A 20,523-nucleotide genomic window follows, 5' to 3' on the forward strand; every position below is an offset into this window, starting at 1 on the left:
TGATTTTTCAGACGGCTTTAATATGTTATTAATTCAATGATTCAACGGCAGGATGAGACCTTTGCAAAACCCTCAGATGTGGATGCAGTTCAAGGCGTAGCAGCACAGCGAGTGCAGACATATCATACAGATAGGCAAACGAGCGGGCAGCGCACAACGCAGAAATGCGCCGCAGATGGGGGTTTTGCAAAGGTTTCAGGATTTGGCTGCCGCATCAAGAAAATCAAGCTTCGGAGAAAAACATGTTTAGCTTTACCAAACCCCAATCCGCTTTGCGTGATGCCGTAACCGCCGCCTACCGCCGCGACGAGGCCGAAGCGGTGGCCGATATGCTGCAACGCGCCGAAATGAGCGCAGAGGAAAAAGAAGAAGCAGCGAAATTGGCGCGGCGGCTGGTTACGCAGGTGCGCGCCAACCGCACCAAAGCCAGCGGCGTAGATGCGTTGATGCACGAGTTTTCACTGTCGAGCCAAGAAGGTGTGGCCTTGATGTGTTTGGCCGAAGCCCTGCTGCGGATTCCCGATAACGCCACCCGCAACAAGCTGATTCAAGACAAACTTTCCGGCGGCAATTGGAAAAAACACCTCAACAACAGCCCGTCGCTGTTTGTGAACGCCGCCGCGTGGGGGCTGCTGATTACCGGCAAGCTCACCGCCGCCAACGACGACAAAACCTTGGGCATGGCCTTAACCCGCATCATCGGCAAAGGCGGCGAGCCGATGATACGCAAGGGCGTGGACTACGCCATGCGTTTGTTGGGCAAGCAGTTTGTTACCGGCCAAACCATAGGCGAAGCCCTGCAAAACGGCAAAGAGCGCGAAAAATCGGGCTACCGTTTTTCGTTCGACATGCTCGGCGAAGCGGCGATGACGCAGGCCGATGCCGACCGTTATTATCAGGATTATGTAAACGCTATCCACGCCATCGGCCAAGATGCGGCGGGTGCGGGCGTGTATGAAGGCAACGGCATTTCGGTAAAACTTTCCGCCATCCACCCGCGTTACGCGCGCGCCCAGCACGAACGTGTGATGGCCGAACTGCTGCCGCGTTTGAAAGAGCTGTTTGTGCTGGCGAAACAATACAATATCGGCCTGAACATCGATGCCGAAGAAGCCAACCGTTTGGAATTGTCGCTCGACCTGATGGAAGCATTGGTCGGCGATGCCGATTTGGCCGGCTTTAACGGCATCGGTTTTGTGGTGCAGGCTTATCAGAAACGCTGCCCGTTTGTGATTGATTATTTAATCGACCTCGCACGCCGCCATAATCAAAAACTGATGATCCGCTTGGTAAAAGGCGCGTATTGGGACAGCGAAATCAAATGGGCGCAGGTGGACGGTTTGAGCGGCTATCCCGTTTACACCCGCAAAGTCCACACCGACGTATCTTACCTCGCCTGCGCCCGCAAACTGTTGGCTGCGCAAGATGCCGTGTTCCCGCAATTTGCCACCCACAACGCTTACACCTTGTCGGCGGTTTACCAAATGGGGCAGGGCAAAGATTTTGAATTCCAATGCCTGCACGGTATGGGCGAAACGCTGTACGACCAAGTGGTCGGCGCGAACAACTTGGGCCGCCGTTGCCGCATTTACGCACCGGTGGGTACGCATGAAACGCTGCTGGCTTATCTGGTGCGCCGTCTGCTGGAAAACGGTGCCAACTCGTCGTTTGTGAACCAAATCGTTGATGAAAAAGTGAGCATAGACGACTTAATCAAATGCCCGCTCGATGCCGCTGCACAAACACAAGGCAAAATGCACGCCGCGCTGCCGTTGCCGCGCAACCTTTACGGAACAGGCCGTCTGAATTCGCAAGGTTTGGATTTGAGCAACGAGTTTGTGCTGCAACAACTGCAAAACGACATGAACGCCGCCGCACAGAAAAATTTTCAGACGGCCTCCATCACCGCCGTGGCCGTACCAAGCGGCGAACCGCAGCCCGTGCGCAATCCCGCCGACCACAGCGATATTGTCGGTACCTCCGCCTTTATTCAGACGGCCTCCGTCAGCGATGTGATAGCCGCCGCCAAAGCCGCAGAACAGGCATGGGCGGCCAAGAGGCCGTCTGAAAGGGCGGAATGCCTGCGCCGCTTTGCCGACCTGCTCGAAGCCCACATGCCCGCACTGATGATGCTGGCGGTGCGCGAGGCGGGCAAAACGCTCAACAACGCCATTGCCGAAGTGCGCGAAGCGGTCGATTTCTGCCGCTATTACGCCGACGAAGCCGAAACCACCTGCGCCGAACGCGCGCCGGTCGGCACCATTGTCGCCATCAGCCCGTGGAATTTCCCGCTGGCGATTTTTGTCGGCGAAGTCGCGGCCGCGTTGGCCGTCGGCAATACCGTGATTGCCAAGCCTGCCGAGCAAACCAGCCTGATCGCCCATTACGCCGTGCGCCTGCTGCATGAAGCGGGCGTGCCGAAAGACGCGCTGCAACTGGTGTTGGGCGCGGGCGAAGCGGGTGCGGCGTTAACGCAAGACCAGCGCATCAACGGCGTGATTTTTACCGGTTCCACCGAAGTGGCCAAACTGATTAACCAAGCCCTGAGCCGCCGCACCGATAACCCCGTGCTGATTGCCGAAACCGGCGGCATGAACGCGATGATTGTCGACAGCACCGCGCTGGCCGAGCAGGTGTGCACCGACGTGCTGGCTTCCGCGTTCGACAGCGCCGGCCAGCGTTGTTCCGCATTGCGGATTTTGTGCGTGCAGGAAAACGTGGCCGACCACATGATTCGGATGATTAAAGGCGCGATGAACGAGCTGAACGTCGGCAATCCGATACGCCTTGCCACCGACATCGGCCCCGTGATTGATGCCGAAGCGCAACAAAACCTGCTGGCGCACATCAACAAAATGAAAGGCGTAGCCAAGTCGTATCACGAAATCAGGCCGTCTGAAAACGAGCAGAGCGAGTTTCGCCAAAACGAGCGGAGCGAGTTTCGCCAAAACGGCGGCAACGCCACGTTCGTTGCGCCGATACTGTTTGAATTGAACAACTTAAACGAACTGCAACGCGAAGTGTTCGGCCCCGTGCTGCATGTGGTGCGCTACCGTGCCGACGAACTCGACGGCCTGATCGATCAGATCAACAGCAAAGGCTACGCGCTCACTCACGGTATCCACAGCCGCATCGACGGCAGCATAGAACACATCTGCGGCCGCATCGAAGCGGGCAACATATATGTGAACCGCAATATCGTCGGTGCCGTCGTCGGCGTACAGCCTTTCGGCGGCCACGGCTTGTCGGGCACCGGCCCCAAAGCGGGCGGCGCGTTTTACCTGCAAAAACTCAGCCGCGGCAAATGGCAGATACCCGCGCTCACCCGCAACGGCAAAGCCGACGAAACCGCGTTGGCGGCATTGGAAAAACTGATGCAGCAAATGGGCTTCGACCACGAACAAAAAGTGCGCTTGGGCAGAGTGATGGGCGAAACGCGCGTACACACCCTGCGCCAAGCCGAAACCTTGTTGCCGGGGCCGACGGGCGAGCGCAACACCGCCATGTGGCGTGCACCCGAAAAAGTATGGCTCTACGGCGGCAGCTTGGAAAACGCCTTCGCCGCGCTGATCCAATTGGCGGCGGCAGGTTCGGCGGCGGTCGTTACTCAACAACACCCGTTGGCGATCTGGAGCGAACATTCAGACGGCCTGATTGAAGTGGACAGCCGCAACGTACCCGAAGGCATCAGCCATCTGGCCGCGCTGGAACCGCTTCCCGCCGAACTCAAACAGCAAACCGCCCTGCAAGACGGCGCAATCATCAAAATACTCGATGCAGCAAACGGCTTGGACATTTTGCAGGTGTTCGAAGAAATCAGCTGCAGCGTCAACACCACCGCGGCGGGCGGTAACGCAAGCCTGATGGCGATGGCGGAAAGCTGATCGGGTTTGATACTGTCTTGAATCATAACGAGGCAGAGACCTTTGCAAAACCCCCATCTGCGGCGAATTTCTACGTTGTGCGCTGCCCGCCCGTTTGCCTATCTATATGATATGTCTGCCTCGCTGTGCTGCTACGCCTTGAACTGCATCCACATCTGAGGGTTTTGCATAAGGTCTCAGGCCGCCTGAAAAAGTTTTCAGACGGCCTCGGTTGTGTTGAATGAAATAGCTCAAGCTTCGAGAAAGACGTTGGCAATGAATGTTAATATCAGACTTGTTTTGCTTTTAGCTAGATATATCGCAAATTCAATCCACCAATGGGAAAGTTAGCAGGCAACCTCAACCAGAAGGTCGGGAATCTCGTCCGTATGCTTCACCACCAATGCCCCCGCTCTTTCCATATTGAAAATAGCCTGCTGCTCTTCATGTTCGCTCAAACTGCGGCAAGCATCCAAATTAACAATCACCCGCCATTTGCCGTACCAGCACAGCTGCAACACCGTCGCCTGCACGCAGTATTCCGTTGTTAAGCCGCCGATAATGATGGTGTCCGCATTGCGGCAAATCAGCCATTCAATCAAGCCCGTACTGATGTTTTCGGCCATATCGTGAAAACACGCGCCAAAAGTGTGCACATTGCTTTCCAAGCCGATATGCACCAAGAAATGATAGTTTTCAGACGGCGGCAAGCCCGGCAGATTGCGGTAGCCGTCGGTGCCCAATACGGCGTGGCTGATCCAATTTTCAGCGGAATCCAAAGGAAGATAAGCCTCTTGGGTATCAATATGCCAAGGCTCCTGACCCGCGTGCGCGTCTTTAGTCAGCACCCGATAATCCGCCCATGCCGCCTGACGGTTAAGATGCGGCACAATCGAAAGCGCATCAGGCACAGGCAGTTCGTTCGGGCACAGCTCGGAAAATGTTTTTTGCGGATGAATGTCGATGGCAACAATACTCATAGGTTTCTCTTCATTAGAAAATTATTTTAGAAATCATGGCTTTTTATATTTCCCCGCTCAGCAATCGCTGAGAGGGGCGTTTCCTGCAAGGTTTGAAACTCTTTTAAACCCAAGTTGCGAACAACGAATTTCAGGGCGGCCCTGTTCCGTCGTTCACTTCTTGTACTCCTCTTGCACTTCAATTGCCTTGATGATGCCTGTGTATTGTGTTGTTATGTTCTAAGTTTTATCCGTATCAACTATTTTCAAAATCCCGTCCGAATGGATATGGCGGATTGAAAATGAAAAAAAGAAGATGCGTACTTTTTATGATTTTTTACCGTGTGCTGTTGAATACGGCTTACTCATTTCTCTATTATCAACATGCAGATGTCACGATCTATAGCCCAAATCACACATGCCATTTGTTTAAGAAATAAGCTAATAGATTGTTTAATATTATTTTTGCAATCGGCTTGTGTTTTTCATGGCCGCTTTCAATGCCTAAAATGAAAGGGTATGTAAGCCGAATTTCAGATATTCGGTAGATATTACAGATAATCGGTAATTCTTGCAAAATAATATTGCATGTGATTATGGTTGATACATAAAAATGTTGCCTGATTGCCCCACCTTAATTCGGTTCTATACTTAATTTCTATAAAAAATATACTGTTACCTTTGTTGTGCCATATTTTTAAATCAAAAAGCTTGCAGAGGCTGTTTGATTCTGTTTTAATACGCATCTCTTCACCACGGCCAGATAGCTCAGTTGGTAGAGCAACGGATTGAAAATCCGTGTGTCGGCGGTTCGATCCCGCCTCTGGCCACCATTTAAACCGCAATCAGCGGTTATTTTTTTATCTGTTGTTTTTACGTCGAAGAAATCTTAGATTGAATAAATTTCAACACAGGCCGGGTAGGTTTGCCCGGCCTGTTCGCTTATAATGACATGGTTCTTGCGGGGAAGATATTTCCTGCGAATAAAAATAACATTACGGGTCCATGCTGCCACGGCAAGATTTGATGCTTTGCGCGGCATTTTATAATAATGATTAACACAATCCGCATCAGCGGCTTGTAAAGCAGGAAATGGAAAATGAGCGTCGGTATATTAAGAGTATTGGTGCAGAGCCAAGTCATCGACAATAATCAGGTCGAACGGTATCAAAACGTATTAAAAGCCAATAAACCTATTCTCCCTCTTTTGTTTGAAGAGGGCATTATCACACCTAAAGCATTAGGGGAATTGCTTGCCAGAGTATTCAGCTATCCTCTGCTGGATTTAACCCACTATCCCCGCAACAACATCCTTTCTGACGTGCTCTCGGAAGAGCAAATGCTGCAAAACCGCTGTATTCCGATTTTTCAAAGAGGTCGTAAAGTTTATTTTGCAGTTTCAGATCCCACACAAATTCAAAATTTTCAAAAAATAGCTTTTTCATCAGGCGTATCAGTTGACTTGGTTGTCGTGCGTGACGACCAACTAAGCACGTTATTGGAATGGCTGGGTCAACGCTCCACTTCGATTCTGAATGAGATGAGCAAAGAGCAGGAAGCAGCGGCACCTGTTCAATCTCTGTATATCGATAATGAAGAAGCAGAAGACGGGCCTATCCCACGTTTTATTCATAAAACACTCTCTGATGCCTTGAACGCTGGTGCTTCGGATATCCACTTTGAGTTTTACGAGCAAATGGCTCGGGTTCGTTTCCGCGTTGACGGTCAGCTACGCGAAGTAGTACAACCACCCGTAGCTGTACGCGGCCAGCTTGCATCTCGCATTAAGGTTATGGCGCGCTTGGACATTTCTGAAAAACGCGTACCTCAAGACGGCCGTATTCAGATTGCCTTCCACAAACATGGCCGCCCGATCGACTTCCGTGTCAGCACCCTACCGACATTGTTCGGTGAAAAAGTGGTGATGCGTATTCTGAATTCAGATGCGGGTTCGTTAAATATCGACCAACTGGGCTTCGAGCCGTTCCAAAAAGAAATGCTGCTGGAAGCCATCCACCGTCCTTACGGCATGGTGTTGGTAACGGGTCCCACTGGCTCGGGTAAAACGGTGTCGCTTTATACCTGTTTGAACATCTTAAATACGGAAAATGTCAATATCGCCACGGCAGAAGACCCTGCCGAGATCAATTTACCCGGAATTAATCAGGTAAACGTAAACGACAAACAGGGCTTGACCTTTGCAGCGGCTCTTAAAGCTTTCCTCCGTCAAGATCCGGATATCATCATGGTGGGTGAGATTCGTGACTTGGAAACTGCCGATATCTCCATTAAAGCCGCACAAACCGGTCACATGGTGTTCTCTACGCTGCACACTAACAACGCACCGGCAACTTTGTCGCGTATGCTGAACATGGGCGTTGCACCGTTTAATATCGCCAGCTCTGTGAGCTTGATTATGGCTCAGCGTCTGTTACGGCGCTTGTGTCCGCATTGCAAAGTTCCTATGGAACGTCCGCCTCTGCCTGCTTTGAAGAAAGCTGGTTTTACCGATGAAGACTTGGCAAAAAATTGGACTATGTACCGTCCTGTAGGCTGCGACAGCTGTCGAGGGAAAGGATATAAAGGACGTGCCGGTGTCTATGAAGTGATGCCTATCACCGAAGAAATGCAGCGGGTCATCATGGAGAATGGTACGGAAGTCGACATTTTAAATATGGCTTACAAAGAAGGCATGGTCGATTTGCGCCGTGCGGGCTTGTTGAAAGTCATGCAGGGTATCACTTCATTGGAAGAAGTGTTGGCTCATACTAACGATTAATATACAGGCATTAACTTAAAAGGGGTAAAAATGAGCAGGTCTGTAGCAGGAAGTAGAAACGTTAAAAAAGAAAAAGGCATACGTTTTAACTTTGAAGGCAGAAACATCGACACCGAACAAATGGTTCGTGGCGAAGTTGTTGCCAAAAACGAAGAAGAGGCACGTAAAAAGCTTCAACGTCGGGGTATTAAGCCGCTTCGTGTCAGCAAAGTTAAGGCTGTACGCAAGAAAAGAATTACGCAGGAAGACATCACCGTATTTACCCGCCAACTGGCTACCATGATGAAGGCAGGGTTGCCGTTGATGCAAGCGTTTGAAATTGTTGCGAAGGGTCACTCCAACCCGTCAATGACGCAAATGCTCATGCAGGTGCGTGCCGATGTAGAACAGGGTAGTGCCTTAGGTAAGGCTTTTGCCAAACATCCTAAATATTTCGACCGCTTCTATTGCAACCTTATTGCAGCGGGTGAGACAGGTGGTGTGTTGGAAAGCCTGCTTGATAAATTGGCTGTTTATAAAGAAAAAACCCAAGCAATTAAGAAAAAGGTTAAAAGTGCGCTGACTTATCCGATTGCGATCGTTGTCGTTGCCGTTGTATTGGTTTTCATTATGATGGTGTTTGTATTGCCGGCTTTCGGTGAAGTGTACAGCAGCATGGGTGCAGAGCTGCCGGGGTTGACTCAAATTGTGATGAGTATTTCCGACTTCTTTGTTAAATATGCGTGGGTTATTGTGATTGGAACGGTAGCACTGTGCTTTGGTGTTTACCAGTGGTACAAAAAATCACCAGTGTTGCAAAAACGTGTTGATGCCATGATGCTCAGATTGCCTATTTTTGGTTCGATTGTCAGAAAAGCGACCATCGCACGTTGGGCACGTACAACTTCTACTCTGTTTGCAGCCGGTGTACCTTTAGTGGAAGTGTTGGATTCCGTATCAGGCGCGGCGGGCAATATCCTTTATGAAGAAGCTACCCATGATATTCGAGCCAAAGTTACTCAAGGTTTGTCATTGACATCCAGCATGCAGGGCACAGATATGTTCCCCAATATGGTGTTGCAAATGGCCGCTATCGGTGAAGAATCAGGTTCGCTGGATGATATGTTGAATAAGGCCGCAGAGTTTTATGAAGACGAAGTGGATAATGCCGTAGCACAGCTTTCATCATTGATGGAACCGATTATTATGGTTGTGCTGGGTTCCATCATCGGCATTATCTTGGTCGCCATGTATCTGCCGTTGTTCAACTTGGGTAATGTGGTAGGCTGATGATGTGGGCTATATTTCAAGAGCTGGCACCTTTTGCGGTGCTGCTTTCTTTGTTGTTTGGTCTGTTGGTAGGCAGCTTTTTGAATGTTGTTATTTACCGTGTTCCAGTAATGATGGAACGAAATTGGACGCTGTTTGCCAAAGACCATTTGAATTTGGATATCTCAGCTGAAGAATCTGCTCCGTTCAATTTAATCAAACCTGATTCCAGATGCCCTAAGTGCCATGCCCCTGTGAAACCGTGGCAAAACATCCCCATCATCAGCTATCTGTTGTTAGGAGGAAAATGTGGTTCCTGCAAAACGCCGATTAGCAAACGCTATCCTTTAGTTGAACTGTTAACGGGTGTATTGTTTGCAGCGGTTGCTTGGAAATATGGTTGGAGTTGGATTACCTTCGGCGGTTTGATCTTTACAGCTATGCTGGTAGCACTGGCTTTTATTGATGCAGACACCCAATATCTGCCGGATCAATTGACTTTGCCTCTAATATGGCTCGGGCTGATTTTTAATATAGACGGTTCGTTTGTGCCGCTGACTTCCGCAGTTTGGGGAGCGGTTTGCGGTTATATGAGCTTATGGCTGCTGTGTTATATTTATAAAATCTTAACCGGCAAAATCGGTATGGGGGGCGGGGACTTCAAATTATTGGCGGCCCTTGGTGCATGGTTGGGAGTAGGTGTGTTGCCTATATTGGTATTCATGGCCGCTGTAATCGGCATTATAGTGGCGCTGATTATGCGGATCGCCAAAGGGCAGGAGTTTGCATTTGGCCCCAGCTTGGCAATCGCCGGATGGATTATATTCATTGCCAACGAGCAGGTGATATCATTAACATCATGGTGGTTAACTGCTTCAGGGTTTTAGACTATGACATTTTGGGTAGGTTTAACCGGAGGAATCGGCAGCGGCAAATCACAGGCCGCTGCCGAATTTCTCCATTTGGGCGTTCCGGTTATCGATGCCGATGAAATCAGCAGAAAGATAACCGGAGACAATGGTAGGGCGTTGCCGGAAATCCGGCGTGTATTTGGTGCGGCACTTTTTGATGATGAAGGCCGTCTGAAACGTGATATTTTGCGTGATTTGGTTTTTAGACGGCCTGAAGCCAAATCACAACTTGAATCATTGATGCATCCGCTTATTTTGGAAGAGATTTATGATCAGCAATGTCATCATCAACATTCGATTTACGGCATTATCGACATTCCGTTGTTGATTGAAAAACCTATTTTTTCAGTATTGGCGAGCCGCATTTTGGTTGTTGATGTTACCGAAGAATGCCAAATCAAACGTGTGCAGCAACGAAGCGGCCTTGACCCGGCTGAAATCAAACGTATCATGGCAACTCAAGCTACCCGGCAAGAACGCCTGCTTGCCGCTGACGATGTTTTGTCAAATGAAGGTACAATCCAAGAATTAGCTTGTAAAGTTCGCTGCCTGCATCGGTTTTATCAAGCCCGTTTTTCATACTTATCCAGAGTCACGCTATGATCCGTTTCGAACATCCGCTTTCCGAGCGATTACGCAGTTTTTTACGCATTGAATATCTATTCAAACGTTTTCACTCGGAAAGCGAGTGTCAAGACGACAGCCCGTGGGCACATCATCTGGCCTTATTTTCCTTGTTTGAAATCATGGAATGTGCCGGGCGTGCCGAAGTGAAATTAGACATTCTCCAAGAGTTGGAGCGGCAGAAGCAGATATGGTCAGACAACCGTTTTCAGGGAGAACATCAAGTAGTGACACGGGAACGTTTGCAAGAAGTTTCAGATAATCTTCAAGGTGTTCAACAAAAATTCGGCCAGCATTTGCGTGAAAACGACTGGTTGATGGCCATCAAACAACGCATGCTCGTGCCGGGAGGTACCAGCCCGTTTGATTTGTCCTCTTATTATTTTTGGCAGCAGTTGCCTTATGAACACCGCTTGAACGATTTGAGAAAATGGATTGGCACCTTGCTTCCTACTCGAGAAGCGATAGCCGTGTTGTTGAATATTCTGCGCTCAAATACCCAATCTGCGGAGTGTGTTGCACAGCAAGGTAATTATCAAAGCAACAGCTTGTCGCAAAATATCCATATGCTCACTATTGAAGTGGATATTCATCATCAAGCCTTGCCGGAGGTTTCTGCGAATAAATACATCACGCATATACGCTTTTTGGAAGCATCTCAGGAGCATGCCCGCGGAAAGCAATTGGTGACTGATGTACCGTTTAAATTAATCATGTGTAGTTTTGATCCGATATTGGTAAGTTGAAGCATGAACGATAGAAAATTGGTGGTGCCTTGCCCCACTTGCCAAACGCCTACGGAGTGGACGGATGAAAATAAATTCCGTCCGTTTTGTAGTGAACGTTGTAAGTTGATTGACTTGGGTGCTTGGGCAAATGAAGATTATGCAATTGAGGCAGAAGAAGATTTTTCTTTGCCGGAAGACTATTGAGTTGATGCACCTTAAAATGTGAACGTGTTTGAATGCCTTTAGCAGTAAAATTAAAAACAAAATAGGCCGCAAACAATCGCTTGCGGCCTATTTTGTTCATTTATTTGGTGGGTCCGGTGGGGTTCGAACCCACGACCAAGGGATTATGAGTCCCCTGCTCTAACCCCTGAGCTACAGACCCGGGTTAGGAAAGAGTGCTATTGTAGCATAATTTACTACTTGGGCAAGGCCGTCTGAATGGGTGGCAGGGGTTAAGGAGGCTTTAAAGAAGCCGTGATTGTTGAAAGGGTTTGTTATAATCGTGCATTCTAGATATGGAAATTTCTTTTTGCCGTGTGTGTTGCTTACCAGTCAGTAAAAACGATATTTACGTCTAAAATAGTTTTCCAAATACCTATCGAAATAAATTGATATCCCCAACCGTTTTCAGACGGCCTTGAAAGACAATATGAAATACAACGATCTGCGTGATTTTATTCAAAAACTTGAGCAGGAAAACAAACTCAAGCGCATCGGTTTGCCGGTTTCTCCCCATTTGGAAATGACCGAAATTGCCGACCGCGTGTTGCGTGCCGGCGGGCCGGCGCTGTTGTTTGAAAATCCGGTGCGGCAAGACGGTTCGCGTTACGATTTTCCCGTGCTGGCCAATCTCTTTGGCACGCCCGAACGGGTGGCGATGGGCATGGGGGCGGACAGTGTGGACAAGCTGCGCGAAATCGGCAAAACGCTGGCCTATCTGAAAGAACCGGAACCGCCCAAAGGCATTAAAGACGCGTTTTCCAAACTGCCGCTGCTGAAAGACATTTGGAGCATGGCACCGAATGTAGTGAAAAAAGCGCCGTGCCAAGAAATCGTGATTGAAGGCGACGATGTCGATTTAAGCAAACTGCCGATTCAGCATTGTTGGCCGGAAGACGTTGCGCCGCTGGTAACATGGGGGCTTACCGTTACTCGCGGCCCGCATAAAAAACGCCAGAATTTGGGCATTTACCGCCAACAGCTTATCGGCAAAAACAAGCTGATTATGCGCTGGCTGGCACACCGCGGCGGCGCGTTGGATTTTCAGGCGCATAAAAAAGCCCACCCCAGCGTGCCGTATCCTGTGGCGGTGGTGTTGGGCTGTGATCCGGCCACCATTTTGGGGGCGGTAACGCCTGTGCCGGATACCTTGAGCGAATATCAGTTTGCCGGTTTGCTGCGCGGTTCTCGTACCGAATTGGTGAAGTGTATCGGCAGCGATTTGCAAGTGCCCGCGCGTGCCGAAATCGTGCTCGAAGGCGTTATCCACCCCGATGAAACCGCGCTGGAAGGGCCCTACGGCGACCACACCGGCTATTACAACGAGCAGGATTGGTTCCCCGTGTTTACGGTGGAACGCATCACCATGCGCGAAAATCCGATTTACCACAGCACTTATACCGGCAAACCGCCCGACGAACCTGCCGTGCTGGGCGTGGCATTGAACGAAGTGTTCGTGCCGCTGTTGCAAAAGCAGTTTCCCGAAATCGTCGATTTCTACCTGCCGCCCGAAGGCTGTTCGTACCGCATGGCCGTGGTCAGCATCAAAAAGCAATACGCGGGGCACGCCAAGCGGGTGATGATGGGCTGCTGGAGTTTTCTGCGCCAGTTTATGTACACCAAATTCATTGTGGTGGTGGACGACGATGTGGACTGTCGCGACTGGAAGGAAGTGATTTGGGCGATTACCACCCGCATGGACCCCGTGCGCGATACGGTGTTGGTGGAAAACACGCCGATCGACTACCTCGACTTTGCCAGCCCCATTTCAGGCTTGGGCGGCAAAATGGGCTTGGATGCCACCAACAAATGGCCGGGCGAAACCGACCGCGAATGGGGGCGCGTGATTGAGCGTGACAAAGCCACCGTGGCGAAAGTGGATGCGATGTGGAGCGAGCTGGGGTTGTAGTTGGCAAGACGCGATAAATCATGAGCTAACTGTTTTTGTTATAAGCGTATGCTTGAGTTTTTCGCACATTTGCTAATCGGGATTATTGCTGCCATCAGTCAAAATAGAGTGTCATGCAGCAGCTGTTACCAATAAAACGAGGCCGTCTGAATTTTTCAGACGGCCTCTTTATTTTATGAATCGGCAAGGAAGGGAGTGAAAGGTTTTATTTGCAGTCTTATCTATTTTATTGACTTTGATTTGTGTGGGCTTGAAGTAGTAGGGCATAGCGTTATTTGGGCTTTGGCCTTTAAGTAGTTCATCTGCCATATAAACTAAAACTTTTCAGACGGCCTCACTTGATGTTTTCAATAACCCAAATTTTGAATATGGGGCTGTTGATGATTAATCTGCCGCCTGCGTCCCGACTTATCCAATCGTGCCTTTCCATACGCCTGATTGCGCCTTGCGTGCTACTGCTGCTGATGGACTCAACGCCCAGCATCGCAGCGTATCTTTTGCGGCTTTCGCTACTATACGGACTTGCATCGGGGTTTGTAGCAATGTCGAGGATAATGGCTCGTTCCAGTGGTTTCATTTGCTGCCATTGGTTCACTTCGTTGTGGCTCGCTCCCAGCTCTTCAATTCTACCTGCTGCTGCGGCCTCCAAACTTGCGGACGGGCTCAATATCATGTCTTGAATGATGGCACGCATATACATCGGGGTATGGTGCAAGCGTTCGAACAAGCTGTATAGCTCTGTTTTGTCGATAGAATTTCCCGTTCTGTCTTGGTAAACGTCTGCTAAAAAATCCGTAAAATCTTTTCCCAGCAAAGGAAAATCCAAAGCATGGGCAAAATGGAAAAACGGGGCTTTGTTGTCATTGAACATAGCGCGCAGGCCGTTGGTGCTGCTGCCTGTGAAGATAGCTTTGATTTTGTTTTGATTGACATCAAGCCCTGTTCGGAATGACCTGATCAAGCCGTCCGTATCAGGTAGGCGTGCCAACTCTTGAATTTCGTCCAGCAATAAAAGGGTAGGGCGGTTGTCTGCTGCAATCAGGGTAAGCAGGTCGGACAGACGGGGAATCTCGGTTTTGTTTGTTTCGCGCTCCAAGCCTACGCTCATGATTTCGATTTTGCTGATGCTGCTTAAAAAAGTTTTGGCTTTGTTTACCGTTTGGATACTTTGCGCGAATTGATATAAGGCCGTCTGAAAATCAGCGCTGGGGTTAGTGCTGTCCATAAATGAAAAGTAAAACACGTTAAGGCCGTTTTCCTCGGCCAACGGTAATACGTCTTGCAACAGAAACTGCGTCTTACCCATGCGGCGCGGTGCAAACAAGGTAAAAGCATGGGTAATGCCGTCTTTCAGGCTGTTGATGAGCTTGCGGGCATATTCCCTGCGGTGGAAAAACAAGGGGTCTTTCATGGCTGTTTATATCTGATTAAATAACGTTATACGTAATTATACACAATATGTATAATCGAACAATGTTTGTATAAAATTAGCTAATTAAAATGAAAAACACCGGCAACAGGGTCGGTGTGGATGTTTTCAGACGGCCTCATAGCCTTTCTCATCTTCAATCATGATGGATGTTGCGATAGGGTTTTCTGTTTGCCGTCGAGCTTGAAATTAAGTTGCCGCCATCTGATAACTTTTGAATTTTATCAATGAGCTTTAAGTGCTTAATTTTTCGGGTATTTAGGGCATTTTGAGGTAAATCGGAATAGATAACAAAGGCCGTCTGAAACAACTCTTTATCAGTCTGAAAGCCTTGCTGGGCTTGGGTTTTTGTGTATTTGGGTGAAGGAGAGACACTAATTATTAATTCATGAAATTGATTTAATTATATATTTTATTTTCATATTTGGTAAATACCCCCAAATATACCCCCATCTTGCAAAAGTCAAAGCGTTTTTGGGCTGATTGTGTGGTTTTTGTCGGCTTGGGTGTGGGGTTTTGTTGGATTGAGTATAACGCATTTTGTACTGTTTCTCAGACGGCCATAAAAAACACCAGCGGCGGGGCTGGTGTTTGTGTTTTCAGACGGCCTACAAGCCTGCCAGTTGGTCGGGGTGGCAGTTATACACTTTGGCCAAAGTTTCGCGGGTTTTGGCCTGTGGGCGGCTGCCCTGTTTCTCAATTTGGCTTAATGCCGCCTGCGTGATGCCTGCCCGTTCGGCGGCTTGGCTTTGGGTAAGGTTACGGTATATGCGCCATGCGGCGGCGGGGCTTACATTCTGCTCTAGAATAATTTCTACAATTTCATGCGGTAATGCTGCGCTGGGGCTTTCGTCCGTCTCGCCCGCTTCTACGGGGATACTTTCCCATACTTCGCCTGCTTCGTCTATTTGTGCCTGCCCTTTGGCAAGGCGGTTAAATTCTTCTACGGATAATACGACAAATGCGGGTTTGCCGTCTGCGCCGTTTAATAACTGGATATTCATGTGATGGCCTTTCAGGGGCGGGATATGTCCCGCTGGATTAGTTTTTATAAACGGATTGCCGCGTTTCTACCTGCTGGATTTCGATAATGTGCGGTTCTTGGTTTTTCTGCCATTGAAATATCAAACGGTAGTTTCCTATCCTTAAGCGGTAGGTGTCGGCCATTCCTGCCATTTTCTTTATATCGGCTTCCACATCGGGAAAAGCTGATAAGTCTTTGGCCTTGCTGGAAATGGCCGCTCTGTTTTTCGGGTCAATTTTCAAAAGCTGTTTAGTGGCTTTGGGTGTCCAAAATACTTTAGGCATGATTAGCTTATGTTTTCTTAAATTTCTCTTATATTATAAGATTTATTATCAATAGTGGCAATTTTTTACTTATTTAACGCCCTAAAAAAACATTGCTATATATGCAAGACACTGCGGTTATAGCGGTTATGCGGTTATAAATGGCCTAATACATTGATATTACAAGGATAAATCATAACCACTGCATGAAAATAGACTGGGTATCAGCGGTTATTTCTTGCTTCTTAACACTATAAGCCTATGAATATAAACAAATAACCACTCATAACCGCGTTAATTTGTGTTAGCGGTTATTCTTGAAACGCTTATAAATAAAGGCTTTCAGGCCGTTTTTAATTGTAATAACCGCTATAACCGCTAATTTTTGGTTATTCCTTAATAGCGAAAATTTTTTCATGAAACAATAAATCTTTTTTGGTGGATATTATTTCCCAATAGGAAACATTGAAATGCTTGGCGGGTTTCAGGAATAAAAAACACCAGCGGCGGGGCTGGTGTTGCTAGTAAATGCCAATGTCTCAAAACTGTTTTCAGACGGCCTATTGTTCTTCGTGGTTTGGCGGCTCTATGCCTACCAGCACATAAAACCGCCCTTTGCCAAAGCGTTGGAATTTCCAGCGGCCTGCCGTTTCATTGCGTTTCAACCATTGGACGGCGTGAAGTACATTACAAGCCTTGCTCGGTTCAAAGCCTTTCGAGATTTCACTCTCAAACACGGCGAGGATTATCCAAAATTCGTCTAAATGCGCCTGCTCTTTGCGCTTTCGATAGCCTGCGTGGTCTTGATTGGTAAATTCGCTGTTCCAATCCACAAAGCGCATGGATTCTGCGTAAAGTTGCATGAAGTCTATGGCCTGTTTGATGATTTGGTTGTCTTCATATTTGCCTGTGCCTGTGCGGCGGTGCCATGCGTCGAAACATTGCTTGATGCCTGTCATGCCTACCCCTGCGCCTAAGCCTGTAATGCCGTGCTTGGCGGCCAGTTCCAGCGCGGCGGCGGTTATGGCAAAGCGTAAGGCAACGGTGCGGCTTTGGCCGTCGGTATCGGGCAACATGGCCATAAAGTCGGCCATTATAGCGCGGGCTTCGTTGATGGCTTTAGGGTCTTCCAATAACAGACGGATAAGGGCGCGGCCTGCTGTGCCGTGGTATCGGGCGGCGTGGGCGGTAATGGCTTCGCTCAAGGCTGCGCCTTTTTCGTGGTCGTGCAGGGTGTCAAAAACGCCTAAGCCGTGGCCTGCGTCGCTGGGAATATCGGGCAGGCGGGCGGCTTGGCCTGCGTTCCATTCTACGCCTGCCGTTTTCAGAAAGCTGTTTAGGGGCTTTTCGCCTGTGGAAAGCATGAAAATCCGCCAGCGGCTTAATTCCCGGTTGCCGCCGTCTTTTGCGCCCTGTACTTTGGAAACGCCGTTAATCACGGAATAGGCGGTTTGAGCTACGGCTTTTGCGTTGGCTTGGCCGATTTCGTCTAATACCAGTAGGCCGTCATTGCGGGCGGCGGCGGTGTTGGTAAAGCCTAAGCCTGTGCCTGTCCATGTCAGCATAAGCGTTTCAGGGTTGCCCCATACGGATAATGCGGCTTTGGCGGCGGTTGATTTGCCGTCGCGTGAATCGCCGAAAAGGTGGAATCCCCCTGCTTCGATATTCAACAGGCGGGCAAGCGGGGCGGCTAGGGCGGTGCCGATTGCCAAGCATAAGCGGCTGTTGCCTGCCATATAGCGGGCTATGCCTTGCTGCCAGTCTTCAAGGCTGCCGCTTTCGGTGTAGCTGTCGGCCTGTGATTTGTCGCCGTTGTAAATCACTTTGGCGGGCTGTTTTTTGGCGGTTATGGCTTCGCCGTTGGGCAGGATATAGGCTGTATTGTCGGCACACCAGCCCGCGCGGTTGGTTACGGTGTAGCGTTCGTTGCTGCCGTCGGTTTGCAGATAATCGGCCAGTAATTCGCGTTTTCTGCGGCTTGCCATGATTGTAATGCCGTGTGATTGCAGGCGTTGCCAGTTTACGCCGATTTCGGCCATCGGCAGGGCTTCTATGCGGGCTTTGCGGGTTACGGCATCGCGCCAGCGGATAATGCGGTAATGGCTGCCCGTTTCGTCGGTGCCGCGCCCAATAAGCTCGATTGGGTCGGCCAGTTTCAGCGGGGATTTTTCGTGAACTTCGCCATTATTGTCGGTTTCTACGGCAATGTAGAAAACGCTGTTTTGGGTGCATTGGAAATACGGGCGCAATTCTGCTTGTTCAAACTCGGCAAGGGCGGTGGCCTGAATGGTTTCGGGGCTGGTGTCGGCGGTGTTGTCGTGTATAGTTTCGTTTTTCATGATGGTATTCCTGATTTTTCCTGTTTTGGGCGGCCTGTATCGGCTGCCCTTTTTGTTTGCCGGTGTATTTCAGACGGCAGGCGGGAAAATCTGCGCTGTTTGGGGTGTTATCCGCTTAGGTAAGGGGTAAGGCCGTCTGAAAGGGAAACGGGCTGAAAACGCAAATACGGCGGTTTACGGCGGGGCGGTCTGTTCGTCTTGGCGGCAGTTCAGTTCGTCTAAAGCGTCAAAGCCTGCTGTTTCGGGCTGCCATATCCGCGCCTTGATACCCGCTTTGATGGCTCTTACTGCCAAGCTGTGGGCGGCTTTCATGCCCGTGCGGTTGTCGTCGTTGTCGGCGCAAATAAACAGTTCCTGCGTTTCAGACGGCCATATAAACGAAGCCATGCCGTAAGCGGATAAGGCGGCAACGGCGGGCAGGCCGAAAAGGGCGCGGGCGGCAAAGGCGGTTTCTATGCCCTCGGCAACAATCAGGCGGCCTTGCGTATCAGGCTGGAAAAGGTGTACCGCTGCGCCTTTCAGGGCATCGGGTAAACGGGATTGCATCTTTTTAGCGGGCAACGGCTCGCCTGTCTGCGGGTGGTGGATATTCAGTTTGGTAAAGGCGGGGATATGGTTGCCGTTATCGACGTATGGCTTGGTATAAACCGCATCAAGGTAGGTTTTATGCAAGCCCTGTAATTGGCCGTCGGCGGTGGTTACGGCGGCCAGCATGGCGGGGAAATAGCCGATGCCGCCGTCGGGGGTGCATTGGTTGCAGATAAATGCGCCCGTGCCTTGATAGTCGGTGTGGCGGTAACGGTCTTTGCCGCCGCAATAGGGGCAGGGGCAATGTTTGCGGGGGTTAAGGTATTCGCGGGGAATGCCTAGCGCGGCATGGATTTCAGGCCAGCGGCCAGCGGCGGCTTTCAGGTCGGATAGATCGTAACGGCGGTTATTCATGATGTCTGCTCCGTTTCAGACGGCCTTATCTCAATACCCGCCTGAAAAAAGGTTGCACTTACCCCGCCTTGCCCGCACGGGGCAAAGCTGGGGGAATAACAAAAGGGGGTTATTTACTTGTTGCCGCGTCTGCTTCTTCTACAAGCCCCCAAAGCTCATAGCTGTATGATTGTGGGCTGTGATGTGCTTGGATTTCTTCGTTGATCTGAAGCAGTAAATCGGCTTGTGCCGCAATTAGGGTATTGCCTTGTGAAAGCTCTTTGATGGTTAGGGCGATTGTTTCGGCTGCTTCTGAAATACGATATAAAGCCCACAATGAATCGGCACTATTGCATATCAGTTCGCGGGAAACGGCGATAGTTTGCTGTTGGGGATTTTGCGCCTGCTGCGCGGTTTGAGTTTTTTGCATTTTGAATGCTCCGTTTATGTTTTTGAGATTAAGAAACCCATTAGGGGGGCGGTGCTCTCTCTGTCATAAACAAACAGCCTGCGCCTTACGGTTGGCAGACACCGCCATAACTTGACTTGATAGGCCGTCTGAAAAATGGCCGCTCAATGTGAAATTTTGGCGTGAAAAAATCAGCGTTTACCCTGCTGATTTGGGGTTTATGATTTAGAGAGAATCTGTAATTTAATTCTCAATGCTCAAGCTGTCAATCATTTTGTTTGGCCGGTGTTGTATAAAGTGCTATATCAAGTGCTGTACATACAGCATCACGGCGGCCAGTCCAATTTTTTCCGCGCTGTTTCCTACAATGGCTTCCAAGTCTGCAATGGTGGCCGATTTTTCTTTCTCCTCAAATAAATCGATCACCGCCCTTACTTCGCTTTTATCAAGCCGGAAAGGTTCGGGTTTCGGCGGCGTGGTATCGGCAATTTCCGCCTTATCTACAATCAAGCCTAAAATCTTTGCTTTGCCCATTGATGCGGAAACGGCAGCCCCTGATTGCGGTGTCGGTGCGTTTAATGCTTTCTGCCGTGCCTGTTCAAGCTCTGCAATTACATCGTCCACGGTTACTGCGTGTCTTGCCCTGTGTTCCGCCTTTAAGCCGTCAATCATCGCGGTAATATCGGGGTCTTGAAGCAGTTTATAGGCTTCGTTGGTTATCGTTTCGGGCTTCATGTTTTCGGCGTTGTATGCTTGCCGGTATGCTTCGCTTGCATTGCCTGTTTCCACAAACAGACGGGCAAAGTGTTCCTGTTTCGGTGTCATGGTATATATCCTTTCAGCAAGCCGCCATCGTGCGCGTTATAGGGCGTTTGCGCGGTCTGCGTATAGTGTC

At 49.5% G+C, this 20,523-nt stretch carries 15 protein-coding genes, 2 tRNA genes and 2 pseudogenes; 10 read left to right on the forward strand and 9 right to left on the reverse strand.

Translation table 11 applies throughout. The features are described from left to right. Positions 1-242: 242 nt before the first annotated feature. Both putA and CKV66_RS12510 read left to right on the forward strand, forming a co-directional pair. Positions 243-3,366: pseudogene (putA, locus tag CKV66_RS04090) on the forward strand (bifunctional proline dehydrogenase/L-glutamate gamma-semialdehyde dehydrogenase PutA); the annotation flags it as partial. A 560-nt stretch (positions 3,367-3,926) separates the two neighbouring features. Beyond that, positions 3,927-4,108, forward strand: a pseudogene (locus CKV66_RS12510) (lipoprotein signal peptidase). Positions 4,109-4,210: 102 nt separating this feature from the next. Here the strand turns inward: CKV66_RS12510 and CKV66_RS04100 are convergent. Further along, complete coding sequence (locus CKV66_RS04100) at positions 4,211-4,843, reverse strand: isochorismatase family protein (RefSeq protein WP_085364432.1); 633 nt, start codon at positions 4,841-4,843, stop codon at positions 4,211-4,213. Positions 4,844-5,579: 736 nt separating this feature from the next. Here CKV66_RS04100 and CKV66_RS04105 point away from each other — a divergent pair. The 7 genes from CKV66_RS04105 to yacG all read left to right on the forward strand — a co-directional run bounded on the left by CKV66_RS04105 (position 5,580) and on the right by yacG (position 11,316). Then, a tRNA-Phe gene (locus CKV66_RS04105) sits at positions 5,580-5,655 on the forward strand. A gap of 266 nt (positions 5,656-5,921) precedes the next feature. Next, entirely contained in the window at positions 5,922-7,601 is a 1,680-nt protein-coding gene (pilB, locus tag CKV66_RS04110) for a type IV-A pilus assembly ATPase PilB (RefSeq protein WP_085364433.1), read from the forward strand. Between the two features lie 30 nt (positions 7,602-7,631). Then, the gene (locus tag CKV66_RS04115; protein WP_085364434.1) at positions 7,632-8,870 is read left to right on the forward strand and encodes a type II secretion system F family protein; all 1,239 of its coding nucleotides are present in this window, start codon (positions 7,632-7,634) and stop codon (positions 8,868-8,870) included. Beyond that, the gene (locus tag CKV66_RS04120) at positions 8,870-9,736 is read left to right on the forward strand and encodes a prepilin peptidase (RefSeq protein WP_408633884.1); all 867 of its coding nucleotides are present in this window, start codon (positions 8,870-8,872) and stop codon (positions 9,734-9,736) included. Before CKV66_RS04115 ends, CKV66_RS04120 begins: the two co-directional genes overlap by 1 nt. A 3-nt stretch (positions 9,737-9,739) precedes the next feature. Next, positions 9,740-10,363 (forward strand): dephospho-CoA kinase, encoded by a 624-nt coding sequence (gene coaE, locus CKV66_RS04125; protein WP_085364436.1) that lies wholly within the window; start codon positions 9,740-9,742, stop codon positions 10,361-10,363. Further along, positions 10,360-11,130: a cell division protein ZapD gene (gene zapD, locus CKV66_RS04130; RefSeq protein ID WP_085364437.1), complete on the forward strand. Its 771-nt coding sequence runs from the start codon at positions 10,360-10,362 to the stop codon at positions 11,128-11,130. Before coaE ends, zapD begins: the two co-directional genes overlap by 4 nt. Positions 11,131-11,133: 3 nt before the next feature. Then, positions 11,134-11,316 carry a DNA gyrase inhibitor YacG gene (yacG, locus tag CKV66_RS04135; protein WP_085364438.1) on the forward strand — a complete coding sequence of 61 codons (183 nt, stop codon included), beginning with the start codon at positions 11,134-11,136 and terminating at the stop codon, positions 11,314-11,316. Positions 11,317-11,421: 105 nt separating this feature from the next. Here yacG and CKV66_RS04140 read toward each other — a convergent pair. Then, positions 11,422-11,497, reverse strand: a tRNA-Ile gene (locus CKV66_RS04140). Positions 11,498-11,764: 267 nt separating this feature from the next. Here CKV66_RS04140 and ubiD point away from each other — a divergent pair. Next, positions 11,765-13,243, forward strand: a complete 1,479-nt coding sequence (gene ubiD / locus CKV66_RS04145) for a 4-hydroxy-3-polyprenylbenzoate decarboxylase (RefSeq protein WP_085364439.1) — start codon at positions 11,765-11,767, stop codon at positions 13,241-13,243. Positions 13,244-13,577: 334 nt separating this feature from the next. On the opposite strand, the gene CKV66_RS04150 is transcribed toward ubiD, so the two are convergent. From CKV66_RS04150 to CKV66_RS04180, 7 genes are all read right to left on the reverse strand, one after another. Further along, positions 13,578-14,654 carry an ATP-binding protein gene (locus CKV66_RS04150; protein WP_085364440.1) on the reverse strand — a complete coding sequence of 359 codons (1,077 nt, stop codon included), beginning with the start codon at positions 14,652-14,654 and terminating at the stop codon, positions 13,578-13,580. Positions 14,655-15,280: 626 nt separating this feature from the next. Continuing rightward, on the reverse strand, positions 15,281-15,676 hold the full coding sequence (locus CKV66_RS04155; RefSeq protein WP_085364441.1) for a helix-turn-helix domain-containing protein: 396 nt from the start codon (positions 15,674-15,676) through the stop codon (positions 15,281-15,283). Positions 15,677-15,713: 37 nt separating this feature from the next. Continuing rightward, positions 15,714-15,980 (reverse strand): type II toxin-antitoxin system RelE family toxin, encoded by a 267-nt coding sequence (locus CKV66_RS04160; RefSeq protein ID WP_085364442.1) that lies wholly within the window; start codon positions 15,978-15,980, stop codon positions 15,714-15,716. Positions 15,981-16,519: 539 nt separating this feature from the next. After that, entirely contained in the window at positions 16,520-18,298 is a 1,779-nt protein-coding gene (locus tag CKV66_RS04165) for a DUF927 domain-containing protein (protein WP_095197835.1), read from the reverse strand. A gap of 174 nt (positions 18,299-18,472) precedes the next feature. After that, positions 18,473-19,240, reverse strand: coding sequence for a toprim domain-containing protein (locus CKV66_RS04170; RefSeq protein ID WP_095197836.1), 768 nt, complete (start codon positions 19,238-19,240; stop codon positions 18,473-18,475). A gap of 109 nt (positions 19,241-19,349) precedes the next feature. Then, entirely contained in the window at positions 19,350-19,649 is a 300-nt protein-coding gene (locus tag CKV66_RS04175; RefSeq protein ID WP_085364050.1) for a hypothetical protein, read from the reverse strand. 279 nt (positions 19,650-19,928) lie between these two features. Beyond that, positions 19,929-20,453 (reverse strand): terminase small subunit, encoded by a 525-nt coding sequence (locus tag CKV66_RS04180; protein WP_085364049.1) that lies wholly within the window; start codon positions 20,451-20,453, stop codon positions 19,929-19,931. Positions 20,454-20,523 lie beyond the last annotated feature (70 nt).

This window comes from Neisseria zoodegmatis (assembly GCF_900187305.1).
Lineage (GTDB): Bacteria > Pseudomonadota > Gammaproteobacteria > Burkholderiales > Neisseriaceae > Neisseria > Neisseria zoodegmatis.